We start from the raw sequence: 25,558 nt of genomic DNA on the forward strand, positions 1-25,558 counted from the left end.
CTGATAAAGCCTTAATATTCTTTTTCTAACTGTGCTGCAATGATATTTTTTTGAATTTCCGAGGTTCCTTCATATATTCTTGTTATTCTTGCATCCCGGTAAAAGCGTTCAACCGGATAATCAGCAATATAGCCCAGACCCCCGTGAATTTGAACAGCTTTATCTGCAACACGGTTGTAGACTTCAGATCCATAAAGCTTTAACATAGCTGCTTCTTTGATGACCTTCATTCCCTGGTCCACCATCCAGGCAACCCGGTAGGTAAAAGAACGAAGCGCTTCAATCTCAACTGCCATTTCTGCAAGCATATGGCTTACGGCCTGGTATTTGATGATTGGGGTTCCAAATTGAATTCTTTCTTTTGCATAGGCAGCGGACATATCCAGAAGCTTTTGGCTGGAGCCCATATTTCTTGACGCAAGACCGGCTCGTCCGTTTGCAAGAATTTTTAATGCATTCACATAACCCTGGCCATCTGATCCTAGAACATTTTCCGCAGGAACCTCGCAATCTTCAAAAATCAGTTCTGCAGAATGAGATCCTTTCAGGCCCATCTTTTTTTCAACCTTACCGACTTTAAAGCCCGGAAAGTCCTTTTCAACGATAAAGGAGGTAATTCCCTTTGCGCCTTTTGTAGGATCCGTGACAGCCATCACTGTAAAAACACTTGCTTCGGTAGCATTGGTTATATAATGCTTTAGGCCATTAAGGATGTATTTGTCTCCTTTTCTAACAGCTGTTGTTTTTAGATTGGCGGCGTTGGACCCTGCTTCCGGTTCCGTTAAAGCAAATGCTCCAATCAAGTCACCGGTTGCCATATCGGGAAGGTACTTTTTCTTTTGTGCTTCATTGCCCATTTCTACAATACCGACAGAACCAATTCCGGTATGAGCACCAATCAGGGTCGTATATCCATTATGAGTTTGGCCAATCTCTTCATAGAGCGCACATTTACCTACCATTCCAATTCCAAGACCGCCGTATTCCTCTGGAATGCTTAGCCCGAACAGTCCCATTTCCTTGGAAAGGTTAATGATCCTTTCCGGAATTTTATCCTCTTCTTCAATTTGCATCGCAACCGCTTCAACTTCAGTCTGGATAAAATCGCGGACGTTTCTTTTTAAAACTAATATATCCTCATCAAGTTCAAAGTTCATTTTGAAAGACACCTCTATCTTTATTTCTTATCAACTAGCAGTCTCTTTAAAATCTTCCCGACCGAGTTCCTCGGAAGTTCATCGATAATCTCGAATTCTTTAGGAACTTTATAGCGTGTCAGCTCCTGATAGCAAAATTCCTTCAGATCTTCCAGGTTGATTGTTTTTCCTTCTTTCGGAACCACGAAGGCTTTAACGAGTTCACCAGTTTCAAGGTCGGGAACACCAATAACTGCTGCTTCCTTTATTGAGGGATATTCATAAAGAACACCTTCTACCTCCTGAGGAAAAACATTAAAACCGCCAACTATGATCATTTCTTTCTTCCTGCCAACGATATAAAAATAGCCTTCTTCATCCATCATTGCCAGGTCTCCAGTATAAAACCAGCCGTCCCGAATTGCCTGCATGGTTTCCTCTGGCTTATTCCAATAGCCAGCCATGACCTGTGGCCCTTTTATCAGCAATTCACCAATTGCTTTCGGGGGCAGTATTTCACCCAAATCATCGACGATCCGGCAATCTGTACCAGGAAGTGGAAGTCCGATACTCCCCACTTTTCTGATACCATATGGAGGATTTCTGTGAGTTGAGGGTGATGTTTCTGACAAACCGTACCCTTCTCCAATTGTTGACCCCGTTAATTTTTCAAACTGGTGAATGATTTCAACCGGCAGTGGAGCGGATCCACTTGAACAGATTTTAAACGAATAAAGCCCATAGTTTTCTATTCCAGGATAGTTTACAAAGACCGTATACATCTTGGGAACTCCCGGAAAAAATGTCGGTTGATATTGTTTAATCAGATTAAGTACTTTTTCCGTCTCGAATTTCTTAACGAGAAGATTAGCGGCACCAGTGTAAATTCCCAGGTTCATCCCTACTGTCATACCAAATACATGGTAGAGGGGAATGGCAGTGAGAATGGTCTCACAGCCAAAAAGCATTTTTTCCCCATACAGGGCCTTGCTTTGGAGAACATTTGCCACTAAATTAAAGTGAGTCAGCATGGCCCCTTTTTTTCGGCCGGTTGTTCCTCCTGTATATTGAATAACTGCAATATCTTTCTTAGCCGTAATAGGTACCTTTTCTGCTAAAGGGCTTGCGTTTTCAATTAATTTATCCAGAAGCAGGATTCCTACTTTTTCTATCTGTCCAGACGAGAAAATATACCGAAGGCCCGGAAAGTCCTTTTCAACGTTTAATACTTTTTCCAATTGCTCTGGTTCTGCTGCAAGAAAGGCAATATCTGAATCCGTCAATATTTCAGCCAGTTCTCTTTGCGTATACTGGGGATTGATCTGGACTATTATCAACCCTAGCTTTAAGGCCGCATAATAGGAAATAATATAAAGGGGCACGTTAGATAGCATCAGGCCGATTCGATCGCCTTTTTGGGCTCCAAGGTCCCTCCATGCACCGGCAAGGCGATCAGTCTTGCTCTTCAGGCTTTTATAGGAAATGTGCTCCTCTTCATAAATAATCGCTGTATGCAGTCCATATCTTTCCACCGTATCTTCTAAAAACGAAAATAAGCTGATCTCTGGGATATCGAACGATGTTTCCGTTGTATCAGGATAATGTTTCATCCAGGGTTGAGGGTGGACTTTATTCATGTCGTCACCTCAGAAATAGGGCTGCCAATTCTAGAGTCCTGAAATTTTAAAAGATGGTAGATGGTTTGAAGGACAGGTGTAGACACGTTATATTCACGGCCTTTTTTAACTATAAATCCGCAGATGGATTCAACCTCCATCTTTTTTCCCCGTAATTTATCCTGCAGCATGGACGTTTGATGGTTTCTCGCAAGCGCCCCCTGTGCAAGGATTTCATCACAAGCACTATTTCCAAGTGTAACGCCCATGGATTTTGCTACTTTAATAGATTCACGGCAAATTTGTATAGCTGTATTTTTTAATTCCGGATTATCAAGTACTTCACCTACGCTTGTTTCAAGGAGCGCAGTAATAGAGTTAAATGTAACATTCCATAGGAGCTTCTTCCATTTAGTTTCCGTAATGTTTTTGGTAGTGAAGGTTTCGATACCAGCGAGATTTAAGAAGGTTGATATTTCCTTTATGGCTGTTTCCTGGCATTCCTCCACTCCTCCCATTACGAGTCTGGGAGAATTGCCAATCTGCCTGACAACCCCTGGTTCCTTAGAAAAAACCTGAATATAGGATGCTGCTGAAAAAATTTTTTCCTTTTCAAAAACGGTTGAAAGAATTGCTTCATTATCCACTCCGTTTTGCAGTGTCAGTATGAAGGAACCATCTTTCAAAAAGGGCTTTACGCGTAATGCTGTTTCATATGTCTCTGTTGATTTTACGCAAAATAAAAGAAGGTCAGAATCTGATAGATCTTCATATCGTTCAGTAAAATTGCCCTGAACGGTAAAGCTTTCATTTTCACCTTCCACTGTTAAGCCCTTTGCTTTCATTGCTTCAAGATTTTTACCTCTTGCAAGGAATACAACCTCATTACCTGATTTTTGAAGGATACCGCCGAAATATCCGCCGACTGCCCCTGCTCCTATTATGCCTACTTTCAAAACCATTCCTCCTTTCCGAAGGGCTTTCATATGTAGTAAAAATTAATCAAGGAAATCTGGCTGTTCTTTGACAATCCTGTTCCAAAGCGGCTGGAATTGGAACCATCCGGCTTCATGTGTTCCTACCTGGCCTCTTGTCACCTCAGCATTCTCCGGTTCTATTAGCACAGGGGTTCCCGCGGCTTCAGCCAGCAACTGTGCCTGGCAGGAGCGTTCCATCGTAATAAACCACCAAACAGCTTCGTCAACCGTTTTTCCCACCGTAAGTAAGCCATGGTTTCTTAAAATGCATGCCTTATGGTTTCCAAGTGCCTTGCCTATTCTTTTGCCTTCCTCAGTGTCTAAAACTACGCCTGTATAATCATCAAATAAGGAATGGTCATTATAAAAGGCACAGGCATCCTGTGTGAGCGGATCGAGCAGTCTTCCAAGTGAAGACCATGACTTTCCGTAAACAGAATGGGAATGTGCAGCGGCTATGATGTCTGGCCTTGCTGCATGGACCTGTGAGTGGATAGCGAAAGCGGCCCCGTTAACCGGATAGTTCCCTTCGACTACTTTACCTTCATGATTACAAAGGATAAGATCAGATGCCTGAATCTGGCTAAAATGAACACCATAGGGATTTACCCAAAAATGGTCTTTCTTCTCAGGATCCCTTGCCGTTATATGGCCGGCTACACCTTCATCAAAACCAAATTTAGAAAATAGTCGAAATGCCCCTGCAAGCTTTTGCTTTAAATGAAGACGCTCCTCCTCAACTGTTTGAAAAACAGGAGGTTTATAGTTTGCCTTATATTCTTTAACTGTCAATTTTATCTCTCCTTTTTAAAATTTTCAGGATAAGAATGACCTGCGATTCAGCCATTGGCCTCCATCCACAGTAATACAATCCCCGTTAATATAGGCAGCTTCTTCCGAAGTTAAAAAAGAAGCTACATTAGCAATCTCTTCTGGAAGAGCAAGTCTTTTTAAAGGTATGGAGGAAACCGTGCGCTGATAAGCTTCTTCTGATCCCCATAGCCGTTCGGCCCCGCCTGTATTCGCTACTGGTCCAGGTGCAATAGCATTTACACGGATTCCATATTTGTAGCCCCATTCAACAGCCAGCGTTCTAGTCATGGCGAGAACACCCGCTTTGGCACTGGCAGAATGGATGACCCCAGGTCCGGATGTCCAGGCATAGGTTGCCAGGATATTAATGATACTCCCCTGCACTTTGTTTGCGATCCACTCTTTTCCTGCAGCCTGGCTGAAATAAAAGGTTCCATTTAATACGATATTTATTACCGCATTCCATCCATTGAGGGATAAATCCTCGGCCGGGCAGATAAAATTTCCGGCTGCATTGTTTATTAGAGTGTTAAAGCTGCCAAATCGAGCTTTAGTCTCCTGTATCGTTCTTTCTATATCCTCCGGGCTTCTTATATCCATCTCAACTGTTAGAAGCCTGCCGGTATTTTGATCGAGTTCTGCGGAAGCATGGCTTAGTTTATCTTTGTTTCGGCCAGTAATGACTACATTTGCTCCTTTTTCAAGGAATTTTTTAGCCATCGCTTTGCCAATACCACTGCTTCCTCCTGTTATAATCACTGTCTTTCCTTTCATCCAGAACACCTCTAATGGATAGCAATAAACCCAGCAAATATGCCGGGTCTTTGGGTTAAGTTTTCAAATAACAAAAATGGGGACGGTTTTTGATGTTTTGTAAAATCCGTCCCCATTTTTGTAGAATAGAAAGTATGTTGAGTAGAATAAGCGGGACTTTTTGTAGAATAAGACCTATTTTTTGTAAATTATGCAATGCTTTTTGCTTTACTAGAAAAGAGAGATTCCAAATCACTAAGTGTGATCTGTAGTTACTTAATCTTCATAATTTTTATAAACAACCTCACCTTTTATCACGTCTTCACCTTTTTGGTTTACCGCTTTAACTAGGAAACTCAGCTGGTTTGCCGCTTTTTCCTTCAGCTCTGCTTTAAGGGTGATTTGATCGTTTAAGAAAACCATACCTCTGAAGCGGATTTGGTAATCCTGGATAAATCCCTCTTCGTAATAAGGAGTAAACAGCTTTGACAAGTTGCCCATCGTCCACATACCATGGGCAATGATACCGGGCAGACCGGCCTTTTTTGCTTCCTCATCAATTGTATGAATTGGGTTAAAATCGCCTGAAGCACCGGCGTATTTGATCAAAGTAATTCTGTCTACCGGCTCCAATTGAATATCTTCCAGCGAATCGCCAACTTGAATCTCCTGAAGTGTCATCATGGAACCAACACCTTCCTTACTGCTTCCGAAATAATAACGGTTGATTTAGAAGAAAAGACAATCTGTCCTGATGTATCTTCTCCATAGCTTTCTAAAACAAGGAAGCCCATTTCTCCCATCGTTCCTTTTTTTTCAAAATAGTTCTTAACCTCGGAATAGCAATAAATATCTTCGCCTACCAACAGTGGTCTTTCATAATGGAAGGTTTGCTCTCCATGGATCAACCCTTTATTAGGGAGGTTAAGATCTTCAATTGTTCCGTAATCAAAAACCCTGGGAAAGGTTGGTGGTGCGATATTCCCTTTATATCTGGAATTACGGCCAGTTTCTTCATCAAGATAAATAGGATGAATATCGCCGATAGATTCGGCAAATTTTTTAACCGCACCTCGTTCAACTGAGTTTTTCACTTTAGCAGATTGCTTGCCTATCAAATGCTTGAACAATTCTTCCACACCCCATTTTTTTAGAATTAAGCTTTTGGACCGCCAGCGACATAGATAACCTGGCCGTTTACAAAGGAAGATTTTTCGTCTGCAAAGAATGCAACTGCATTGGCAATATCAGCTGGTTTGCCGCTTCGGCCAACAGGAATATTGGAGACACTGTGTTTGATCAGCTCATCAAACGGAATTCCGATTCGGGCTGCAGTTTCTTTTGTCATTTCCGTTTCAATAAAACCCGGGGCAACGGAATTAGCAGTAATACCATATCTGCCAAGTTCAATTGCAAGTGTTTTTGTAAAGCCTTGTAAACCAGCTTTAGCCGCAGCATAGTTAGCCTGACCACGATTTCCCAAGGCAGAAGTAGAAGATATATTAATGATTCTTCCGTATTTTTGCTCTACCATATATTTTTGTACGGAACGGGCTGAGTTAAAGGAACCTTTTAAATGGACATCCATTACCGTTTGCCAGTCTGAATCTGTCATTTTAAAAAGAAGATTATCACGGATGACTCCTGCATTATTTACAAGAATATCAACAGATCCCCAAGTGTCGTTAACTTCTTTTACAGCCTGCTCAACCTGTTCTGCATCTGTAACGTTAGCAACTTTTGAAAATACTTCATAGCCTTTATCACGAAGTTCATTTGTAGTTTCGGCGAGTGCCTCTTCATTTAAATCAATGAAAGCTACCTTAGCGCCTTCCTCAGCAAAACGCTCAACGATTCCTTTTCCAATACCGCGGCTGCCTCCTGTTACGAATGCAACTCTTCCCTCAAATCTGCCTGTCATTAGATTACCTCCTTATAAATTCTGTTATCGCTTACATTTTTTTAAATATATTGGCCTACTTTGACATGTCCTTTAATAAGGTTTCTAGCAATAATCATGCGTTGAATTTCATCCGTTCCATCGTATATTCTCCAGAGTCTTGCTTCACGGTACCATCTTTCAATTGGCAATTCTCTTGTATAACCCATTCCCCCATGAATTTGCAGCACGCGGTCAACTACGCGGTTACCCATGTTGGAGCCATATAATTTCGCCATTGAAGCCAGGTGGCGATTATCTTCACCAGCATCAAGAGTGAACGCGGCATTTAAAACGAGCCATCTGGCAGCTTCGATTTCTACTGCAGAGTCAGCAATTTGCCATTGAATAGCCTGGCGTTCAGCAATCGGTTTACCAAAAGTTACACGTTCTTTAGAATAATCAATGGCCATTTGCAATAGTCGCTCAGCAGAACCTACTGCTCTCGCTCCAACGATCCAACGAGCGAATCCAATCCATTCAAGGCCTAAATTATAGCCTTTGTGCAATTCACCAAGAATGTTCTCCTCAGGCACTCGCACATTATCAAATACTAGTCCGGCTGGGCCCCATTCTCCCATCGTATGTATATACTCCGATTTCCAGCCCATATCCCTGTCTGCGATAAAGCAGGTTACACCTTCACGGCCTCTCGTTTCCTGATGTCTTTCTTTATCAGTAATGGCAATAACCATTACGAAATCGGCTTCATTACCGCCAGTAATAAACGTTTTCTCGCCGTTTAGGACCCATTCATTGCCGTCTTTTACTGCTGTCATTTTAATGTTTTGTGTATCAGATCCAGCACCAGGCTCTGTCATTGCAAAACAGGATTTTTTCTCGCCGTTAATGGTTGGAATTAAATATTTTTGCTTCTGCTCTTCATTACCATAGTAAAGAATATTATCGGCTGAACCCCCAAATGTGAAAGGTACAAACGTTTTAGAAACTTCCATTAAAACAATGGCCATCATCATTTGGCCAAGTTCCGCACCGCCATATTCTTCAGGTGTGTTAATGCCCCAGAAACCGGCTTCCTTTGCTTTAAGCTGAAGTTCTTTTAATTTTCCCGGCGGAAGGCTTGGTTTTCCTTCTCTTTCATTTCTTAGAACATCGTTTTCAAGCGGAATAAGTTCTTTTTCTACAAATCTGCGAATCGTTTTTTGAACCATTTTTTGCTCATCAGTCAGCCTTAAATCCATACCTTTCACTCCATTCTTTGTCTGGTAATCTAGTTTTTTACTATAAAAAGTATATTAAATAAATATCCGGTACATACCAACCGGTAGGTATGTTAGTTTAATTCTATTCCGAAATTTCAGAAAAAACAAGTTTTTTGAATTATTTTTTGAAAAATAATAGGATAGTCCTCCCTCATATTTTGGGAGGACTATTTTTTTATTTAAGCGATTCCTCTACAGCAGGTTCAAATGGCCAGGCTGGCAGTGTTTTAGATAATGGCTTATCTGTTCGGTAACCTAAGGCATACTCGCCCTGCATTACCGTATGGATCTCACGTGTTCCTTCATAGATTACCGGAGCTTTTGCGTTTCTTAAGTATCTTTCCACTGGATACTCATTTGAAAATCCATAGGCGCCATGTATTTGAACAGCATCATTTGCCGCTTCATAGGCATAATCACAGGACTGCCATTTTGCGAGCGAGGTTTCCCTAGTGCATCGCTTTCCCTCATTTTTCAGCCAGCCAGCTCGATACACCAGCAGGCGGGACACCTGGAGGCCTGCCTCCATTTTGGCAATCATCTGCTGAACAAGCTGGTGGCGGCCGATTTCCTTGCCAAAAGTACTTCGTTCATGGCAGTACTTTAGACTTGCCTCAAGGCTTGCCATGATCGTTCCGCAAGCCCCTGCTGCAACAGTGAATCTTCCGTTATCCAAAGCTGACATCGCAATTTTAAAACCTTCGCCTTCCTGTCCAAGGAGATTCTCCTTCGGAACTCTAATATTATCAAAAAAGAGTTCTCCTGTATTTCCTGCACGAATTCCAAGCTTCCCTTTTATCGCTTTAGATGAAAAGCCTTCCCAGGTTCTTTCTACAATAAAGGCGGATATTCCGTTATGCTTTTTACTCTTATCTGTATAGGCAAAAACAAGAAAATGGTCAGCCACATCACAGAGGGATATCCAGGTCTTAGAGCCATTTAATAAATAGTGATCACCCTTGTCCACAGCTGTCGTCTGCATGGCTGCCACATCAGATCCTGCATTTGGTTCGGTTAATCCGTAGGCTGCAACCTTGTCACCCTTTGCCTGCGGAATCAGGTATTTACGTTTTTGCTCCTCCGTTCCCCATTGCAGGAGAGTCATACTATTGAGACCTGTATGAACGGAAACTGCAGTCCGGAAGGCAGTATCTCCTCTTTCCAGCTCTTCACAAACGATAGCAAGGGAATTATAATCCATACCGCTGCCGCCATACTGCTCAGGAATACACACACCCATTAGCCCTAGCTCGGAAAGCCTTTTTAAAATATGAGGCTCAAATTGATGATTCTCATCCCACTCTTTGATATATGGCATTATCTCTTTATCTACAAAACTTCTAACTGTCTTTCTTAAAAGCTCCTGTTCTTCTGTAAAAGAAAAATTCATCATTTGGTTCTTCATCTCCTAGTTGACATAATATTATTATGTTTATAAGTAATAGGAAAACGGACTCAAAAAGCTAAAATTGAGTCCGCTTCATTTACATTTATTTTACAGTTAAAGGCACTACCTTCTGGCCAACCGCATGGATAAGCTCCTTAGGCATTGGGAAGGAAACCGAAGCAGGGTCCTTTGCAACAGCTGCTGCTGCCCTTTCAAGATCCTCTTCTGAAAGATTGTACTGTGCAAAATCCTCAGGGAGGCCTGTTTTATGCTGAAGCAGGCGCAGCTTTTCAACCACCTTCGCTAAAACTGTACGCGGCTCGTCAGCTGCATTCGTATCTACACGAAGTGCTTCAGCTAGTTCAGCAACTTTTGGCAGATAAAGATCAGGTACATATTCCATGACAACTGGCAGGAAGACTGCGTTGGCCAATCCATGTGGAATACGGAACAATGCTCCATATGCATGGGCAAAATTATGGACTGGAATTGCATTTAAAGCAAAGCTAAACGCAGTAATTCCCATTAAACTTGCCTGGAGCATTTCCATTCGGGCATTTACATTCGAACCATCCTCCACAGCAAGGGGAAGATTTTTTTCAATCAGGCGAATAGCATGGAGGGCATGGGCATCTGTTAAAGCAGTTGCACTTGGAGATGCCAAAGCTTCAATTGCATGTGTTAAAGCATCAAACCCTGTAAATGCAGTAATTGCCGGTGGAAGACCTACCGTAAGGTCAGGATCTAAAACAGCAATATCTGCACTGATAAACGGATTGATAATATTGCCTTTCATTTGGATATCTTCATTAAAAATAACAGCGATTGGTGAAACCTCTGAACCTGTTCCAGCAGTAGTTGGAACTGCGATATGAGGAATTTCCATAAATTGTGCCTTAGGGAACTGTTCAAAGCGGAAACCGCCAGGAATTGCGTCCTTGATATCGGAAAGGCCATTATAAAGGGCATACTTCACACCTTTTACAGTATCAAGCACACTGCCCCCACCGACAGCTAAAAGTCCGTCAGCTCCTACTTCTCTGGCATATCTGACAGCCTCATTAACACTACGGCTTTCCGCATCCTGTGAAATATCCAAATAAACTCCAGCCAGCTCAGGGCCTGAACCATGAGAAGTTAATTCGAAAATCTGAGCTACTTTTTCAACTACTCCTGCTTTTTCCAGTCCGCGGTCACTGAATAGTACGACTCTCTTTGCCCCAAGTCCTTTAAATAAATCTGGTACGAGTGCCCTTGAATTCGATCCGCTATAGATAGCAGAACGAAGCATAAATTGTGATAAAGTTGTCGTTTGCATCCTCTTCACCTCGATATAATTTTTTTATTCATTAGTATTGGAAAACAATAGGCCGTACCAGTTGCGCTTATGAATTTCAGGAACCATGGAAGTATGGACATGCTTAACCTGTGTATAAGCATCAAGAGAATGCTTGCCCATTTCACGTCCAATACCGCTTTGCTTATATCCGCCAAACGGTGCATCATTACGAAGCATATGCCAGTCGTTAATCCAGACAACACCGGCCTGCAGCTTGCGGGCTACCTCGTATGCTTTGTTAACATCACGTGTCCATACTCCCGCTGCCAGTCCATAAATGGTGTCATTTGCAAGTCGGATTGCTTCATCAACATCCTTATACCGGATAATTGATAATACAGGTCCAAAAATTTCCTCACGGGCAATTTTCATATCATTTGTTACATTTGTAAAAATAGTCGGTTCAACGAAATGGCCATTTTCACAGCCAGCAACCACTGCTTCTTTCCCGCCGCAAACTAGAGTTGCACCTTCTGCCTTACCCGTTTCTATATAGGAAAGGATGGTTTCCTTTTGCTTTTTTGAAATAACAGGACCAACATCTGTAGCAGGATCTAGTGGATTTCCAAGCTTAATTTTTCCTGCCAGCTTTACAAGCTGCTCTACGACAGCGTCATGCAGATGATCCGGAACGAATAATCTTGTTCCAGACTCACAAAGTTGTCCGGAATGCAGAAATACCCCAAATAGGCTTCCAGGAATAGCAAGGCTTAAATCCGCATCTTCAAGAATGATATTTGGAGACTTTCCGCCAAGCTCCAAGGTTGTATTTTTAATAGTATCAGCAGCAAGCTTCATAACACGGCGTCCTACATCAGTAGAACCAGTAAATGCAACCTTATCTACCTTCGGATGTTTTACTAGAGTTTCGCCTACTTCAGCACCTGGCCCGGTCACTACATTAATGACTCCAGGAGGAACAACCTGTGAAATGATTTCAGCAAGTTTCAATGTAGAAAGTGGTGTATAGCTTGCTGGCTTAACCACCACTGTGTTACCCATAGCGAGTGCCGGAGCGATCTTCCAGGTAGCAATAACCATTGGAAGGTTCCAGGGAGTTATGGCAGCACAAACTCCAATTGGTTCTCTCCAAATAAAGTTATGGGCCGGTCCAGGAAATGGCGGACTTGGAAGCGTTTCCGAAAATGGATACTCTTCAACAAACTTTGCAAGAGTCTGAAATAGATCAACCATCTGCAAAATATCATTACCACCCAGTCTTCGAACTGTTCCGCCGGAGCTAATAGCTTCTAGATAGGCAAGTTCTTCTGCGTGTGCAGCAATTTGATAGGAAATGGCATAAAGAACCTTTGATCTATCCTTTGGCTTCATGTTCTTCCAATCGGTGTTGTCAAAAGCATTTCTTGCAGCTTCAACTGCTTTATTGACATCCTCTTCTGTTCCCTTAGCCACTCTAGCTACAAGTTCGCCTGTAGCGGGGTTTAAAACATCAAACGTTTCGCCGTTTGATGCCGGCTCCCATGTTCCGTTAATAAATAACGGAAAGGTTCTTACATCCACTTGTACTGTCATTTCAATTCCTCCTCTTATAAAATTTTAAAGAACACCAAGCTCGCTTTCTGTAAATCTGTAAATCTCTTCTATCTTTTTGCCTCTTGCCCGTGAAAGAATATCCATGCGCACAGAAAGCTGGCGAAGTGTAAAGTTCATTGTATCCTCAAGTAAATGGCCAAACTCACTGACATCTTTGCCGGCAAAACCTTCCTGATTAAGCCGAATTGCCAGCGGAGTCAGTTCTTGCATTTTGGCTTCAACAAAATCATATAAATGTGGGTGCTCACAAATCAGCCGCTGCAGCAAGAATGTACCGTAACCGATATGCCTTGATTCATCCTTTTTCAGATAACCGATTCCCTGTAGCAGGCCTGGCATGATTCCGTCTGCTTCAAGAGATTTATAGAAGGAATAATAACCTGTTTCCGCCAAAACGCCTTCCACAAACATGTTGTAAACAACAGAGGCTTCTGCAATTGCTTCAGGTGATTGGTCCGTTACTAGGCGCTCCATTGCAGCCGGCAAAATTTCATAGAAAATCGTTTTATAAGCACCTGTATGGAAATGGGAGAGGTCCCCGCGCTCATCTATTGCATTCAATACAAGCCTGAAGAATTCTGTATGCTTTGCTTCCTCGTATAAAAAGGTGGTAAGGAACATTTCTTCCTCAAGCCTGCCTTCTTTAGCTATCGTCATGATTAGCGGCAGCAAATCAAGAGTTACTGCTTCTTCACCTGCCTGGAATTGGGAAATTAAGCGCAGAATATCATGCTTTTGCTCAGCGGTTAAATTCTGCCAGTCTTTTTGATCCTGTGAAAAATCAATGTCGGAGGGATTCCAAGTACCAAACTTCTTTGCTTTTTGATACAAACGGAAGGGGAATGAATCCTCCAACAGTCCCCTTTTACTTGTCGTTAAAATGGTTCTTTGGTCCATATTTCACTTCCTCCTTGAATTTAATTGGTTACTATATCCGCAGCGGTCTGTCTTAGATGGGTTTTTAATATTTTTCCAACTCCATTGCGGGGAAGGGCGTCCATAAAAACAACCCTTCTAGGTGTTTTATTTTTGGCAAGGTGTTCCTGGCAAAAACGAATCAGCTCTTCCTCCGTTACTGTTGATCCCGGTTTTTTAACGATGCAAGCGACCATTTCCTCGCCCATTCTTTCATCAGGCACGCCGACCACAGCTGCCTCTGAAACTTTTTCATGACCGTTAAGAAGCTCTTCAATATCACGCGGGTAAACATTAAAACCGCCTCTGATAATCAGGTCCTTTTTACGGTCTACAATATACAGGTATCCTTCATCATCCACCCTGGCCATGTCTCCTGTATGTAACCATCCATTTTGTAAAACCTTTTTGGATTCTTCTTCATTTTGATAATAACCCGGTGTCACGTTGTCTCCCCGGACAATAAGCTCCCCAACATCACCAGCAGGAACCTCTTCACCCAGATCATCGACAATTTTAATCTCTACACCCGGTATGGGAATACCAACAGAGCCGGGCTTAATTTCAATATTCTTATTATGTGCTGTCACTACCGGTGCAGCCTCGGAAAGACCATAACCCTCCAGCACAACAGCCCCGAACCTGTTCTTAAATTCATTAAGCAGCGCTACAGGCAAAGGAGCAGAGCCTGAACCAATAGACTCAAGTGATGAAGTATCATAATCACCGGCCTTAGGATACGAAAGCATCGCATGGATCATGGCTGGTACAGCAGAGAAGGACTTAACCTTGTATTTTTCAATTGCTTCAAATATTTCTTTGGGGTCAAATTTTGAAAAGATTACAACAGAACTTCCAGTTAAAAAACAGGCATTCGATATTGTAAGTCCGTAAACATGAGCAAGCGGCAGAACTCCTATAGTAATCCCGCTTTCTGCTCCGCTATGTGCTGAGGAGTTAACGGCGTTGGAGTAGAGGTTTTTATGGGTTAATAGCACGCCTTTAGGATTTCCGGTTGTACCGGAGGTGTAAAGAATAACCGCAGTATCTTCGTCAGTTGCTTCCATTTCCTTCAAAGTATCATCCTTCATCAAATCATAAAAGTTAAGGACTCCTTCACCCGAGGGAAGATCAGTTACAATGAGTGCAGGCTGCTGTTCCAGGCCATCAAGTGATTTTTTTACCTGTTCCGCTGTATACGCAGAACAAATGACAGCCTTCGCAGAACTGTTTTTAATAATGTAATGAATTTCTTTAGGATGCAGGGTGAACATAACAGGAACAATTACAGCGCCGCTCCTGGTAATTCCCTGATAGGAAAAAACAACCTCCGGGCAGTTTGGCATGCAAACCACTACCCGGTCTCCTTTTTCTATGCCAAGCCTTTTTTGCAGTCCGCTGGCTAATTGATCTGCATACAATTTTGTTTCTAAATTTGTGTATTGCTTATCACGGTAATATAAAAATGGATACTCACCGTATTTGTCTATATTAACCTCAAGCAATTCCTTTAGTGTCATTATCATCCACTCCTTCTTCATGGGCTAAGAGGGAAATCAACTAAACTAGTTTATAAAACATGACACTTTCAATCGTTTCTTTTTTCACCTCCCCTCGTAATTCCATTAAGTCAAGATGACCCTGGATTTGTGACAAGCCCAGGAAAATCATTTTGTCTCTTAATCGTGGATACATAACAAGACAAATCTCGTATATACTTTTACTGCCTGATGATAGTATTTCATGGATTTGCCTGCAGCGTTTATCATGCTCGGCAAACCTTCGGTCTATCAATTCCACATGCTGTCCAAACGTTTTTCCGTGCCCCGAATAACAGTTTTTAAGAGGGAGAGTCTTCACTCGTTTAAGAGATTCACGATACTGCAGCAAGGTTTTAGGACGGTCCATCTGGCCAGGTGGCGGCGGTTCAATGAAAGCGTTTACGGATAATTCCGGAATAATATGGTCTCCCACAAAAGCTGTACCGTCTTCAGGATTCCATAACAGAATATCTGTCTGGCTGTGACCTGGAACATAGATAACTCTGAAGGGAACTCCCCCAATATGGACATCGTCTCCATCCTTTAAATAATGAACATTCTTCCATATTTCTTCTTTATATCTTCTCGCATGCTGATGCTCTGATGGATCGGCACCGCATTGTTTAAGAAAGTTATTAAAGAAGCCATTTATTCTGTTAAACTCATTTATACCGCCTGTCACCACTGGGTCGGCAAGTTCATGAACATAAACAGGAAGTTCTGCTTCCTCCTGAATGTACATGACACCGCCGGAATGATCTGTGTGCATATGTGTTAAAACAAGACTGTCAAAGTCTTTAAAAGTAAGTCCATGTTCTTTTAACTGAGATTTCAGTTGATTAAAGGATTTCCTTCCTGGATTCCCCGCATCTACAAGAGTTGCTGTTTCACCTATTACAGCAAAGGCATTTACAATTCCTTCTGAAAAAGGTGTATCCATTGTCAGTGTTATGATCCTCTGAATAAGACCTCACCCCTTTTTTTATGTTCATATATAGGGTTTTAGGCCAACATTCTTTTTTATTTGGGGACAAGGGTCGTGGTCCCCGGATGAAAATGGTCTAAATTCCTATAAAACTACTTTTGCTGGTGCTCCTAAAAAAAGTGCTTTTGCATTTTCGCCAATCATCTTATCGATTTGCTTTTCAGTCACACCGTTTTCCCTCAGCTGAGGAAGGATATTGGTGAAAATATGAGTTGGCTGCCAGTTTTCCATTATTTTTGTTAATTGTTCATTCATTACTGGAGGGCGGCCGAGCCAGATATTAACAGTATCATGAGCCAGCATGATTTGATCCTCGTAGCCTTCATTTAACAGAGCAAGAAGGACCTGAACTCTTTCCTGGTCAAACGGCGCGCCTACCATTCCCTGAATACCAAAGCGATCAAAACCAATTCTTACTCCCTGATCCATTGTTTCTTTGTGGTATTCTGGATTTGTATTGCCGCACATATGTCCAATAATAATTTTAGAAGGATCTGCTCCATGTTCAATCAGGAACCTTGCTTGTTCTGGTCCCATTGTTCCTTCTTGGGTATGAGTCAAGATCACAACGCCTGTTTCCTTTTGAGCTCTAGCCCCTGCGCGGAAAAACATTTGTTCATAAGGAGTAATTTTATCTTTACTGGATGCCAGCTTAATGACCCCCGGTTTAATTCCGGTTCCGGCTATCCCTTCATTAATCTCCTTAATAAACATTTCGTAGATTTCTTCCTCAGCTGTACCCAAAGCCTGGCGGAATTTAAAATAAGGCGTTGCACCTTCGCCTTCATAATAGTAGCCTGTGGCGCAAATGATCTGAAGTCCTGTTTCTTCGCTGATTTTCTTTAGAAACTCAGGGTTTCTTCCACATTCATTAGGTGTAGGATCAACGACCGTCTGCACTCCAAAGCTTTGGATTTGCCTGGCAATTTTGACTGCTTCCGCTAATGCTTCTCCTTCATGAAATCCGCCAAGAGTTACATCCCCCTGGAAACCTGGATAGCCAAAAATAAAATGTTCGTGAATCAAAGTTTTTCCCAATTGGTCCACTGAAATAGGCCCTGTTACAGTATTGATTGTTGTCATGAATAAGCACCACCCTGATATTTTTTTATTAGAAAGCCAGACTTACAGATTTCTATAAGTTTGGCGGCTTTCAAAGTTTCGTGTGAATTGTTCCATAATCTGCGTGCGAACCTGCGGCACGATGGGAAGCCTCCCAATAATTTATAGAAATTTTAGATAGGACTCCATCCAACCTTGTTCTATTGGACCCCTCTTGTAAAAGATTTGTCCTCGAATGCCCTGCTCAGGGACAATTCATATGGTATCCGTATGAGATTTGTCCTCGAAACCAAATTTGGGGGGACAATTCTTATGGAATCAATCGAGTTAGACCTTGATAGATATCTTCCAAGTACAAAATTTAATAGTTTTTAAGGCTTCAATATCAGCTTTCCTTTTGTCTGTCGTGATTGGAGGAGTCTGTGAACCTCTGCAGCCTGTTCAAGCGAGTAAACTCCGCCAATTGTAAGTTTTAATTTTCCTTGTGACAGATATGTCAGCATTTCCTTCATACTTAAATGGATTACTTCCGGTTTCCTCATGATCTGAGGGAGAAAAAATCCGATTACTGACTGGTTCCTGGCCATGAGTGATGAAGGATAAAAGTTGGCCTGTTCTCCGCTTGCCACACCATAAATGACAAGCCGGCCAAAGGTCGCCAGGCATTTCAATGTTTTTTGAAAAACATCTCCGCCTGCCATCTCAAGTGCAACATTTACTCCTTTTCCGTCTGTAGCTTCGAGAACTTGTTTCTCCCATCCATCTTCGGTGTAATTAACGACGACATCCGCACCCATTTCACTGGCTAGCTTTAGTTTTTCCGAAGAGCTTGCTGTAGCGATTACTTTTCCTGCCCCCATTAACTTGGCAAGCTGGACTGCAAGTGTTCCGACTCCGCCGGCAGCAGCGTGAACAAGAACGCTTTCGCCTTCCTCCAGCCGGCCCATAGTTTTTAAAATATGATAGGCACTTAAACCTTGAAGAGGAAGAGCTGCTGCATTTTCAAAATCCATTCCATCTGGCAGCGGAATAAGCCCTCTGCTGTCTGCTAACGCGTATTCGGCGTATCCGCCAGACTCTATCAGTGTTACTACCCTTGTACCGGGTTTTACAGTTGTAACGTTTTCCCCTACCTCTGTTACTACACCCGCAACTTCTGCACCGGGTATAAAAGGAAGTGGAGTTTTAACGACATACTGGCCTTCGCGTCTTGCAGTATCGGCGAAATTGACGCCTATTGCTTTTATTTCTATTAATACTTCAGTACCTTTTGGTACCGGCTTATCTTTTTCTATTAGCTGGAGAACCTCTGGCCCACCGTATTTATCGAGCTGAATAGCTTTCATTTTCTATCTCCTTACCGCCCTGTGAAATTCGGTTTTCTTTTTTCCTTAAAGGCGGTTATGCCTTCCTTATGGTCTTCTGTTGTTACCATCATGGTTTGGGTAATTCGTTCCTGTTCAAGAATCTCATCTAAAGTGGCATTTAAGGAGTGATCTACTAGTTTTTTAATCATTCCATAAGCCCTGCTAGGACCAGCAGCAAATTTTTCAGCTATGTTCTGGGTTTCCTCTTGAAGCCTTTCTAGAGGAACTAGGTAGTTAACGACGCCCAGATTGTACAGCCTTTCAGCAGGAATTGGCTCAGCGCTGAAAAGGAATTGCTTGGCCAGATGCGGTCCGACAAGCCGAGGAACAAAATAAGAACCCCCTCCATCTGAAATCAGACCAACCTGAGAAAAGCTTAGCGCAAACTGGCTGTTATCTGCGGCAATAATTAAATCACAGGCTAATGCCAGGTTAAATCCGGCTCCTGCAGCAAAACCATGAACAGCAGCAATGATAGGCTTCTCTGTTTCCTTCATGGTAAGGATACATTCGTTAAGCCTTCCGATATGCTCATAAACACCAACTGCATTTGCCTGGCCCATAGATTTAACGTCTCCTCCGGCACTGAAGGAACGGCCGGAACCAGAAAGGACAATAACTCTGATTTCAGGATTCTGCTGAGCCTCTTTAATGGCCGCTGTTAGTCCAAGAATCATATCAGGGCTAAAAGCGTTTAAGCTTTCAGGCCTGTTTAAGGTTAGGGATAGAACTGCCCCCTTTTGATTGATAAGCAAGTGTTGATCTGACATCTTAATTCTCCTCTCTCTTTTACATAATAAGCCAGCCGCCATCGACCAGAATATCTGAACCGGTCATATAGGAAGCTTCACGAGATGCGGCAAACGTAATAACATTTGCCACTTCCTCCGGCTTGCCAACACGCCTGAGGGCTGTATTTCTTCTTATGGCTTTCACAAATTGTTCGTTTTGCAGCCCTTCTTCCGTTAACGGAGTGTCCACGAAACCTGGGGAAACAGAATTGGCTCTTATTCCGTACGGTGATAATTCCAATGCAAGTGCCCTTGTAAAATTAATAACTCCTGCTTTGGCTGAGCTATAGTGTGGTATATGTGCCCCAGCCTGATGACCTGAAAGGGAGGCGACATTCACAATTGCTCGAGGATGCGGTTGACCCTCTTCTTTCTGGGCTGCATCCGCCATAAGTCCGCCGAGTAACTTTGATACAAGAAAAACGCTTTTCAAATTCGTCTTTTGTACATAGTCCCAATCCTTAGCGGAGGTATCCATAATTTTGGAATGAACTGAACCTCCGGCATTATTGACCAATACATGCAAATCACCGTAATTCTGGTTCACATATTCCTTAAGTTCCTGCACATCATCTTCATCCGTTACATCTGCGGAAAAAATTTCAGCAGTAGGGATTTTCTTGTCCGCATTAATTTCTCGGGCAACTGTTTCTAGCTTAGACCGTGTTCGGCCAACAAGAATAACCTTAGCACCTTCATTTGCAAGCTGGATGGCCGTTGCTTTTCCTATCCCGCTGCCTGCACCTGTAACCAATGCGATTGTATCTGAAAATCTCATTCTTTCTCCTCCCTTCGTTTTCTTAAATTTGAAACTCGGTTATATCCGCCAAATTAGATCTCTTTTCCGCCGATTAACTAGATTTATCCGCTGTATTGCTTTTTTTCAGCCAATTTGCTTTGGAAATTTATCCATTAATCAGCCGTAGCCTTTTGCCAATTTCCTAATATTCAGTAATTTAGCAATGCACCTGGTAGCTTTTTAGCTCTTCCTTTAGTAATTCCGGCAATGCTTCGCTTTGTTGTTTTTTAAAATCAAAGTAAACAATAACAACATTGCCCCTGGCAATCAGCTCCCCCGTTTGAGCACATAAAATATCATGCTCAATCTGGAAGCTTTTTGTTCCTATACGGGAAACATAGGTTTTGATTGTTAAAGTTTGATTGAAATAACCCTGGCTGATGAAATCACATTTGGTAGACGCCATGATGAACTTCCAGTCGTCAATTCCCATGCTAAAACCTAAAGCCTCGAAAAACTTGATTCGTGCTTCTTCCAAATAAATAAAATAACTGGTATTGTTGACATGCCCTAGTGCATCTGTTTCGCAAAATCGGACGGTTACTTGAATTTCGTGCATTTTGTTATCCCTCATTCCTATTGCTTCACCGGTTCTGTTTTATATTCATACCAGCCTTTACCGGTTTTACGGCCAAGATGTCCCAGCTTCACTTTTTCCTCGATACATGTAAATGGCTTGTCGGCTGGATTTCCTGTTTCTCTATAACGCTGCTCTGAAACAAAATAGCCTACGTCAATACCTGAAAGGTCCATCAATTCAAAAGGACCAATCGGGTGACCAAGAGCTTTTCTGCAAATCTGATCAATATCTTTGTAATCCGCTATTCCCTTCTCATATAAGGAAACCGCTTCTCGCTGAAGCGCACCTAAAATTCGGTTTGCTACGAATCCGGATATTTCTTTTTTTAGCAAAAATGCACTCCGATTAATCTTTCGGCAAACATCCATGGTTAATTGTGCTGTTTCCTCGGAAGTTTGCTCACTCATAACTACCTCAACACAGTCCATAACAAGCGGTGGGAAAAAGAAATGCATATTTACGACTTTATCGGCCCTGCTTGTTTCTCCTGCAAGCAAGCTATTCACAATTGTTGAACTATTGGTTGCAAAAATCGCATGAGAAGGCGCCAGCCGTTCCAGCTTTGAAAATACTTCTTTTTTTACCTCCAGCTTTTCAACAACAGCCTCGATGATAAAGTCAGCATTCCCCGTGGCATCTTCCAGACTTTGAGTAAAATTTAAACGTTCAAACGCTGACAACTTCTGGTCCTCGGCAATTTTCCCTTTGGAAACCCACTTATCCATAATTCCATCAAGAGTGGCTGAAGCTTTTTTTAATGCTTCTTCCTGCAGGTCCTGAATTGTTGTTTCATAGCCGCCTAGGGCACAAAGCATGGCAATTTGGTGCCCCATTTGGCCGGCCCCTATTACTGCTATATTTTTCACTTTAGCCAATTCATTCATCTCCTTGTATACTAACCGGTTGGTATGTTATTTTAGAAAAAGGCTGAAAAAAGCCTTTTTTTCTATTGTTCGATTCCCCGTAGAATCATTTCTACAAAGATTTCAGCCACTTCCCTGTCGGTAGCTGCCCCGTTTGGATTGAACCACTGATAGCTCCAATTTACAACGCCTAGAATTCCGAAAGTAACAATGGTTGCATTTAAATCTGGACGGAATTCACCATTTTCAATACCATCCCTGACAACACATTCAACATTTAAACGGAACCGATCACGTTTATCGAGAATTTGGACAAGACGCTCCTCGCTCAAATGGCGCATCTCCCTGAAGAAGATTTTGGCGCTTGTTCCCTTGCTTTTAATACTTCCAATTAACATATATACAATTTCAAAAAGCTTTTCTTTATTGTTTAATTTGGAATCCTTGAGAATTTCCTCCTGACGGTTAAGGAGCCCGTCTATATAGCCAAGGTGGATATTCATAAGTAATTCTTCTTTGCTTGAAAAATAATAATAAAAAGTTCCTTTTGTTACTCCGAGCGAATCAACAATATCCTGTATGGAGGTATCACTGAATCCACGTTTTTCAAATAATTTGATGCTGTGTTCGGTAATTTTTGTCTTCATTTTATGTCCTCGCAATCCCACTAAAATCACATGAATTATACCATACTTTACCCCCTGTCTTTATCCGGGCAAATCTATTTCTATATTTTCAACGCTTCATCTCTTAAGGCTCTTCTTAAAATTTTTCCAACAGCTGTTTTTGGCAGCTGATCACGGAATTCTACAACATTAGGAACCTTGTAAGCTGCAAGATTCTCACGGCAATAGGCCTTAATTTCATCCTCATTGGCGTCTTTTCCGGATTTAAGGACCAAGATCGCTTTTACTCCTTCGCCCCGATACTTATCCGGGATTCCAATTACTACTGCTTCCTGTACTGCCGGATGCTCATATAGAACTTCTTCAATGTCCCGAGGATAAATATTATAACCGCTGGCAATAATCATATCTTTCTTTCGGTCGACAATGTAAAGGTACCCGTCTTCGTCTACTCTTCCAATGTCCCCGGTATAAAGCCAGCCATCCCGGAGAGTATTCGCTGTTTCTTCAGGCATATTCCAATAGCCCTTCATGATCTGAGGTCCTTTTATAACAACCTCTCCAAGTTCCCCAACTGGCATTTCTTCCGATCCTTCTCCCAAATCGACAATTTTGTATTCAGTTGAAGGCATGCCTATACCGACACTGCCCGGTTTCCTCTCCGCGAAGGTCGGATTACAGTGGGTTGTCGGGGAGGCTTCGGAAAGTCCGTATCCCTCAAGAATCTTGGAGCCTGTTTTCCTTTCAAACTCTCTTAGAAGCTCGACTGGCATCGGTGCGCTTCCACTGTTGCAAACTTCGATACTATTAATCCCGTATTCTTCCGCTTTTGGATGATTAGTAATAGCAACATACATCGTTGGCACACCTGGAAAAACCGTTGGCTGTTCATTCTTAATTGTGTTGAGAACCTCTTCCAGATCAAAACGGGGAAGCATGATTGATTCTGAACCTGTGTAGATGGAAAGATTCATACAGGATGTCATTCCAAATACATGAAATAAAGGAATAACGGTTAAATAACGTTCCTGTCCTTTATCAATATCAAATTTAAAAAACTCATAGGATTGAATGACATTGGCCAGGATATTCCGGTGTGTCAGCATGGCTCCCTTGGATCTTCCTGTTGTCCCCCCTGTATATTGAAGAACAGCAGCATCGTTTATAGTATCAATCGTTACAGGCCTTGCACCCCCAGTGCTTTCTGCAAAAAAAGCATCAAAGGAAGTGTCAGGCTCTACACTTTGGACAGAGGACTGCAAGCTAACGACAATAATATTTTTCAAAGAGGTGGAGGGCTGTATGTGCTTTACTTTCGGATAAAGCGCTTCCAAAACCACAATAGTTTCCGCACCGGAATCTTTTAAAATATATTCAAGCTCACGTTCTACAGACATTGGATTTACCTGAGTTACTATGGCTCCAGCAGTTAGTACTCCGTAGTAGGATGTGACATATTGAGGACAATTGGGAAGCATGATGGCAACACGGTCCCCTTTTTGAACTCCTCTTGACTGCAGAGCTGAAGCAAAGTGACTTACTAATTGGGATAATTGCTCATAGGTAGTTTTCTTTCCATAAAATGAGAGAGCATTATGCTGTGGATAGGTTTTAGCTGTTTCTAATAGAATTTGTGGTAATGATTTTTCTGGAATGGTAATGGTCGATTCAATGGAGTCAGGATATTGGGCCAGCCAGTTTTTTTTCTCACTCATAGAAATTCCTCCAGCTTATTTTTTAAAAAGTAAGTCCGCCTCCATCGACAGAAAGGGTAGCTCCTGTTATAAAGGATGCTTCATCCGAGGCCAGGAATAATACTGCGTTTGCTACTTCCTCTGGGGTCCCAATTCTTGCAAGGGCGTTAGCACGTGAAATGATTGGCCATTTCCGCTCATCGTTTTTCCATCCATCGATGATTTTCGTATCAATTACTCCAGGGGCAATCGCATTTACGCGAATATTATGCTTTCCGTATTCAACCGCGGCATTTTTGGTTAAAAGAATAACTCCTGCCTTTGAAGCATTATACGCAGCCAAATACTTCTGACCTTTTATTCCTAGCAAGCTAGAAGTATTGACGATGGCTCCGCCGCCGGCTTTAGCCAGATGCGGTATAGCATATTTGATTCCAAGATAAACGCTTTTTAAGTTGATGTTTATTACCCGGTCCCAATCCTCTTCTTCAAGTTCAGTACTCTTGACGGCGGGATGTCCAATTCCAGCATTATTAAAAAGAATATTAAGTTCCCCAAAGTTTTCAACTGCTGTTTCTATCATCTGTTGGATCTCATCGGCTTTGGAAACATCTGTTTTAACAAATAATGCTGTTCCTCCATTCTGGGATACCAGCTTTACTGTTTCTTCCCCGCCCTCCTGATTAACATCTGCCACAACCACATTGGCACCTTCACTGGCAAATCGTAATGCTGCCGCGCGTCCAATGCCGCTTGATCCTCCAGTAACAATAGCTGTCTTTTCTGAAAGTCTCATCCTTCCCCTCCTCAATGTGAATTCCCTCTACTAACCGGTTGGTATGTATTTAATTTTAATTATACAATCTTTAAAAGATAATTCAACTTTTATTCAAAATATTCTAAATTTACAACAAAATCATTCACTTAATCTTAAAAAAGATAGACATGGCTGGACCTAGTAATAATCTTGAATCCGTGAATAAGAATTGTATATACCGATAGGAAATCACAATATAAATCAAAAAAGGGGGTTCAGAATAAAGCATCCGAACCTCCTTTTGTCGACAAGTAAGAATGCCCTTAGACACTCTCTATAAAAGCTTATATAAATAGTACTCGTTAACAGGTTCCCCGTTAATGATTAATGAATTCACTTTTTCGCCTTCCAAAACAAATCCCATGTTTCGATATAAATTGAATGCTTTAAAATTGTGTTTTATTACGGTTAATTCGAGTCGGGAAATTTCCGTTTCCTTCGCCCATTTAAACAACTCCTCAAATAGCTGGGTGCCTATTCCCTTTCCTCGATATTGCTCCACTACACCCAGTGCTAAATGGGCAGAATGCCTTATCCGCTTAATATTGCTTCCCATTGCCTGCAAATAACCAATAAGCGTGTTTTCTTCTTCCGCTACAAGGATAGTGGACTTTTTATCTGGTATAATTCTTTCAATAATTCTTCTCTGTTCATCCACTGTTCTTGTTTTTTCACCTGGCTCAAAAAGCATAAAACCTGAATCTTCTACTCTTTTCCCCAGCTCAAGAAAGGTTTCTGCATCTCTTACTTCTATTGGTCTAATAATCATTTCTCTCACCCC

General features: G+C 42.0%; 25 protein-coding genes. All 25 read right to left on the reverse strand.

Going from position 1 to position 25,558, the window contains the following annotated elements; genetic code table 11:
• Positions 1-11 precede the first annotated feature (11 nt).
• The 25 genes from AC3WR0_RS11415 to AC3WR0_RS11535 all read right to left on the reverse strand — a co-directional run bounded on the left by AC3WR0_RS11415 (position 12) and on the right by AC3WR0_RS11535 (position 25,546).
• Positions 12-1,157 carry an acyl-CoA dehydrogenase family protein gene (locus AC3WR0_RS11415; RefSeq protein WP_492552432.1) on the reverse strand — a complete coding sequence of 382 codons (1,146 nt, stop codon included), beginning with the start codon at positions 1,155-1,157 and terminating at the stop codon, positions 12-14.
• A 20-nt stretch (positions 1,158-1,177) separates the two neighbouring features.
• Positions 1,178-2,773 carry a long-chain-fatty-acid--CoA ligase gene (locus AC3WR0_RS11420; protein WP_492552433.1) on the reverse strand — a complete coding sequence of 532 codons (1,596 nt, stop codon included), beginning with the start codon at positions 2,771-2,773 and terminating at the stop codon, positions 1,178-1,180.
• Entirely contained in the window at positions 2,770-3,708 is a 939-nt protein-coding gene (locus AC3WR0_RS11425; RefSeq protein ID WP_492552434.1) for a ketopantoate reductase family protein, read from the reverse strand. The genes AC3WR0_RS11420 and AC3WR0_RS11425 overlap by 4 nt, the downstream gene beginning before the upstream one ends.
• Positions 3,709-3,750: 42 nt before the next feature.
• Positions 3,751-4,521: a class II aldolase/adducin family protein gene (locus AC3WR0_RS11430; RefSeq protein WP_492552435.1), complete on the reverse strand. Its 771-nt coding sequence runs from the start codon at positions 4,519-4,521 to the stop codon at positions 3,751-3,753.
• Positions 4,522-4,545: 24 nt separating this feature from the next.
• On the reverse strand, positions 4,546-5,316 hold the full coding sequence (fadH, locus tag AC3WR0_RS11435) for a 2,4-dienoyl-CoA reductase (RefSeq protein ID WP_492552436.1): 771 nt from the start codon (positions 5,314-5,316) through the stop codon (positions 4,546-4,548).
• Positions 5,317-5,571: 255 nt separating this feature from the next.
• Positions 5,572-5,979 carry a MaoC/PaaZ C-terminal domain-containing protein gene (locus AC3WR0_RS11440; RefSeq protein WP_492552437.1) on the reverse strand — a complete coding sequence of 136 codons (408 nt, stop codon included), beginning with the start codon at positions 5,977-5,979 and terminating at the stop codon, positions 5,572-5,574.
• Positions 5,976-6,425 carry a MaoC family dehydratase N-terminal domain-containing protein gene (locus AC3WR0_RS11445; RefSeq protein ID WP_492552438.1) on the reverse strand — a complete coding sequence of 150 codons (450 nt, stop codon included), beginning with the start codon at positions 6,423-6,425 and terminating at the stop codon, positions 5,976-5,978. Before AC3WR0_RS11445 ends, AC3WR0_RS11440 begins: the two co-directional genes overlap by 4 nt.
• Before the next feature lie 26 nt (positions 6,426-6,451).
• A complete protein-coding gene (locus tag AC3WR0_RS11450; protein ID WP_492552439.1) occupies positions 6,452-7,216 on the reverse strand; it encodes a beta-ketoacyl-ACP reductase in 765 nt (254 codons plus the stop codon).
• A gap of 41 nt (positions 7,217-7,257) precedes the next feature.
• Positions 7,258-8,436 carry an acyl-CoA dehydrogenase family protein gene (locus AC3WR0_RS11455; RefSeq protein WP_027321391.1) on the reverse strand — a complete coding sequence of 393 codons (1,179 nt, stop codon included), beginning with the start codon at positions 8,434-8,436 and terminating at the stop codon, positions 7,258-7,260.
• A 196-nt stretch (positions 8,437-8,632) separates the two neighbouring features.
• Positions 8,633-9,850: an acyl-CoA dehydrogenase family protein gene (locus AC3WR0_RS11460; RefSeq protein ID WP_492552440.1), complete on the reverse strand. Its 1,218-nt coding sequence runs from the start codon at positions 9,848-9,850 to the stop codon at positions 8,633-8,635.
• 97 nt (positions 9,851-9,947) lie between these two features.
• Positions 9,948-11,162, reverse strand: a complete 1,215-nt coding sequence (locus tag AC3WR0_RS11465; RefSeq protein ID WP_492552441.1) for an iron-containing alcohol dehydrogenase — start codon at positions 11,160-11,162, stop codon at positions 9,948-9,950.
• Positions 11,163-11,186: 24 nt separating this feature from the next.
• Complete coding sequence (locus tag AC3WR0_RS11470; protein WP_492552442.1) at positions 11,187-12,716, reverse strand: aldehyde dehydrogenase family protein; 1,530 nt, start codon at positions 12,714-12,716, stop codon at positions 11,187-11,189.
• Between the two features lie 24 nt (positions 12,717-12,740).
• Positions 12,741-13,634: a R2-like ligand-binding oxidase gene (locus tag AC3WR0_RS11475; RefSeq protein ID WP_492552443.1), complete on the reverse strand. Its 894-nt coding sequence runs from the start codon at positions 13,632-13,634 to the stop codon at positions 12,741-12,743.
• Between the two features lie 20 nt (positions 13,635-13,654).
• Complete coding sequence (locus AC3WR0_RS11480; RefSeq protein ID WP_492552444.1) at positions 13,655-15,172, reverse strand: class I adenylate-forming enzyme family protein; 1,518 nt, start codon at positions 15,170-15,172, stop codon at positions 13,655-13,657.
• Between the two features lie 40 nt (positions 15,173-15,212).
• Positions 15,213-16,133: an MBL fold metallo-hydrolase gene (locus tag AC3WR0_RS11485; RefSeq protein WP_492552445.1), complete on the reverse strand. Its 921-nt coding sequence runs from the start codon at positions 16,131-16,133 to the stop codon at positions 15,213-15,215.
• A gap of 129 nt (positions 16,134-16,262) precedes the next feature.
• Complete coding sequence (locus AC3WR0_RS11490) at positions 16,263-17,261, reverse strand: phosphotriesterase family protein (RefSeq protein ID WP_492552446.1); 999 nt, start codon at positions 17,259-17,261, stop codon at positions 16,263-16,265.
• A 350-nt stretch (positions 17,262-17,611) separates the two neighbouring features.
• Positions 17,612-18,586, reverse strand: a complete 975-nt coding sequence (locus AC3WR0_RS11495) for a quinone oxidoreductase family protein (protein ID WP_492552447.1) — start codon at positions 18,584-18,586, stop codon at positions 17,612-17,614.
• 11 nt (positions 18,587-18,597) lie between these two features.
• Positions 18,598-19,377 (reverse strand): enoyl-CoA hydratase/isomerase family protein, encoded by a 780-nt coding sequence (locus AC3WR0_RS11500; protein WP_492552448.1) that lies wholly within the window; start codon positions 19,375-19,377, stop codon positions 18,598-18,600.
• A 19-nt stretch (positions 19,378-19,396) separates the two neighbouring features.
• The gene (locus AC3WR0_RS11505; protein WP_492552449.1) at positions 19,397-20,176 is read right to left on the reverse strand and encodes an SDR family NAD(P)-dependent oxidoreductase; all 780 of its coding nucleotides are present in this window, start codon (positions 20,174-20,176) and stop codon (positions 19,397-19,399) included.
• A 178-nt stretch (positions 20,177-20,354) separates the two neighbouring features.
• A complete protein-coding gene (locus AC3WR0_RS11510; RefSeq protein WP_492552450.1) occupies positions 20,355-20,756 on the reverse strand; it encodes an acyl-CoA thioesterase in 402 nt (133 codons plus the stop codon).
• Between the two features lie 17 nt (positions 20,757-20,773).
• Positions 20,774-21,661 carry a 3-hydroxyacyl-CoA dehydrogenase family protein gene (locus tag AC3WR0_RS11515; protein ID WP_492552451.1) on the reverse strand — a complete coding sequence of 296 codons (888 nt, stop codon included), beginning with the start codon at positions 21,659-21,661 and terminating at the stop codon, positions 20,774-20,776.
• Positions 21,662-21,723: 62 nt separating this feature from the next.
• On the reverse strand, positions 21,724-22,287 hold the full coding sequence (locus AC3WR0_RS11520; RefSeq protein WP_492552452.1) for a TetR/AcrR family transcriptional regulator: 564 nt from the start codon (positions 22,285-22,287) through the stop codon (positions 21,724-21,726).
• A gap of 80 nt (positions 22,288-22,367) precedes the next feature.
• Positions 22,368-23,981, reverse strand: a complete 1,614-nt coding sequence (locus AC3WR0_RS11525; RefSeq protein WP_492552453.1) for a long-chain-fatty-acid--CoA ligase — start codon at positions 23,979-23,981, stop codon at positions 22,368-22,370.
• Positions 23,982-24,003: 22 nt separating this feature from the next.
• Complete coding sequence (locus tag AC3WR0_RS11530) at positions 24,004-24,756, reverse strand: SDR family NAD(P)-dependent oxidoreductase (protein WP_492552454.1); 753 nt, start codon at positions 24,754-24,756, stop codon at positions 24,004-24,006.
• Positions 24,757-25,051: 295 nt separating this feature from the next.
• A complete protein-coding gene (locus AC3WR0_RS11535; protein ID WP_492552455.1) occupies positions 25,052-25,546 on the reverse strand; it encodes a GNAT family N-acetyltransferase in 495 nt (164 codons plus the stop codon).
• Positions 25,547-25,558: the final 12 nt, after the last annotated feature.

This window comes from Neobacillus sp. FW104-15D2 (genome assembly GCF_058790155.1).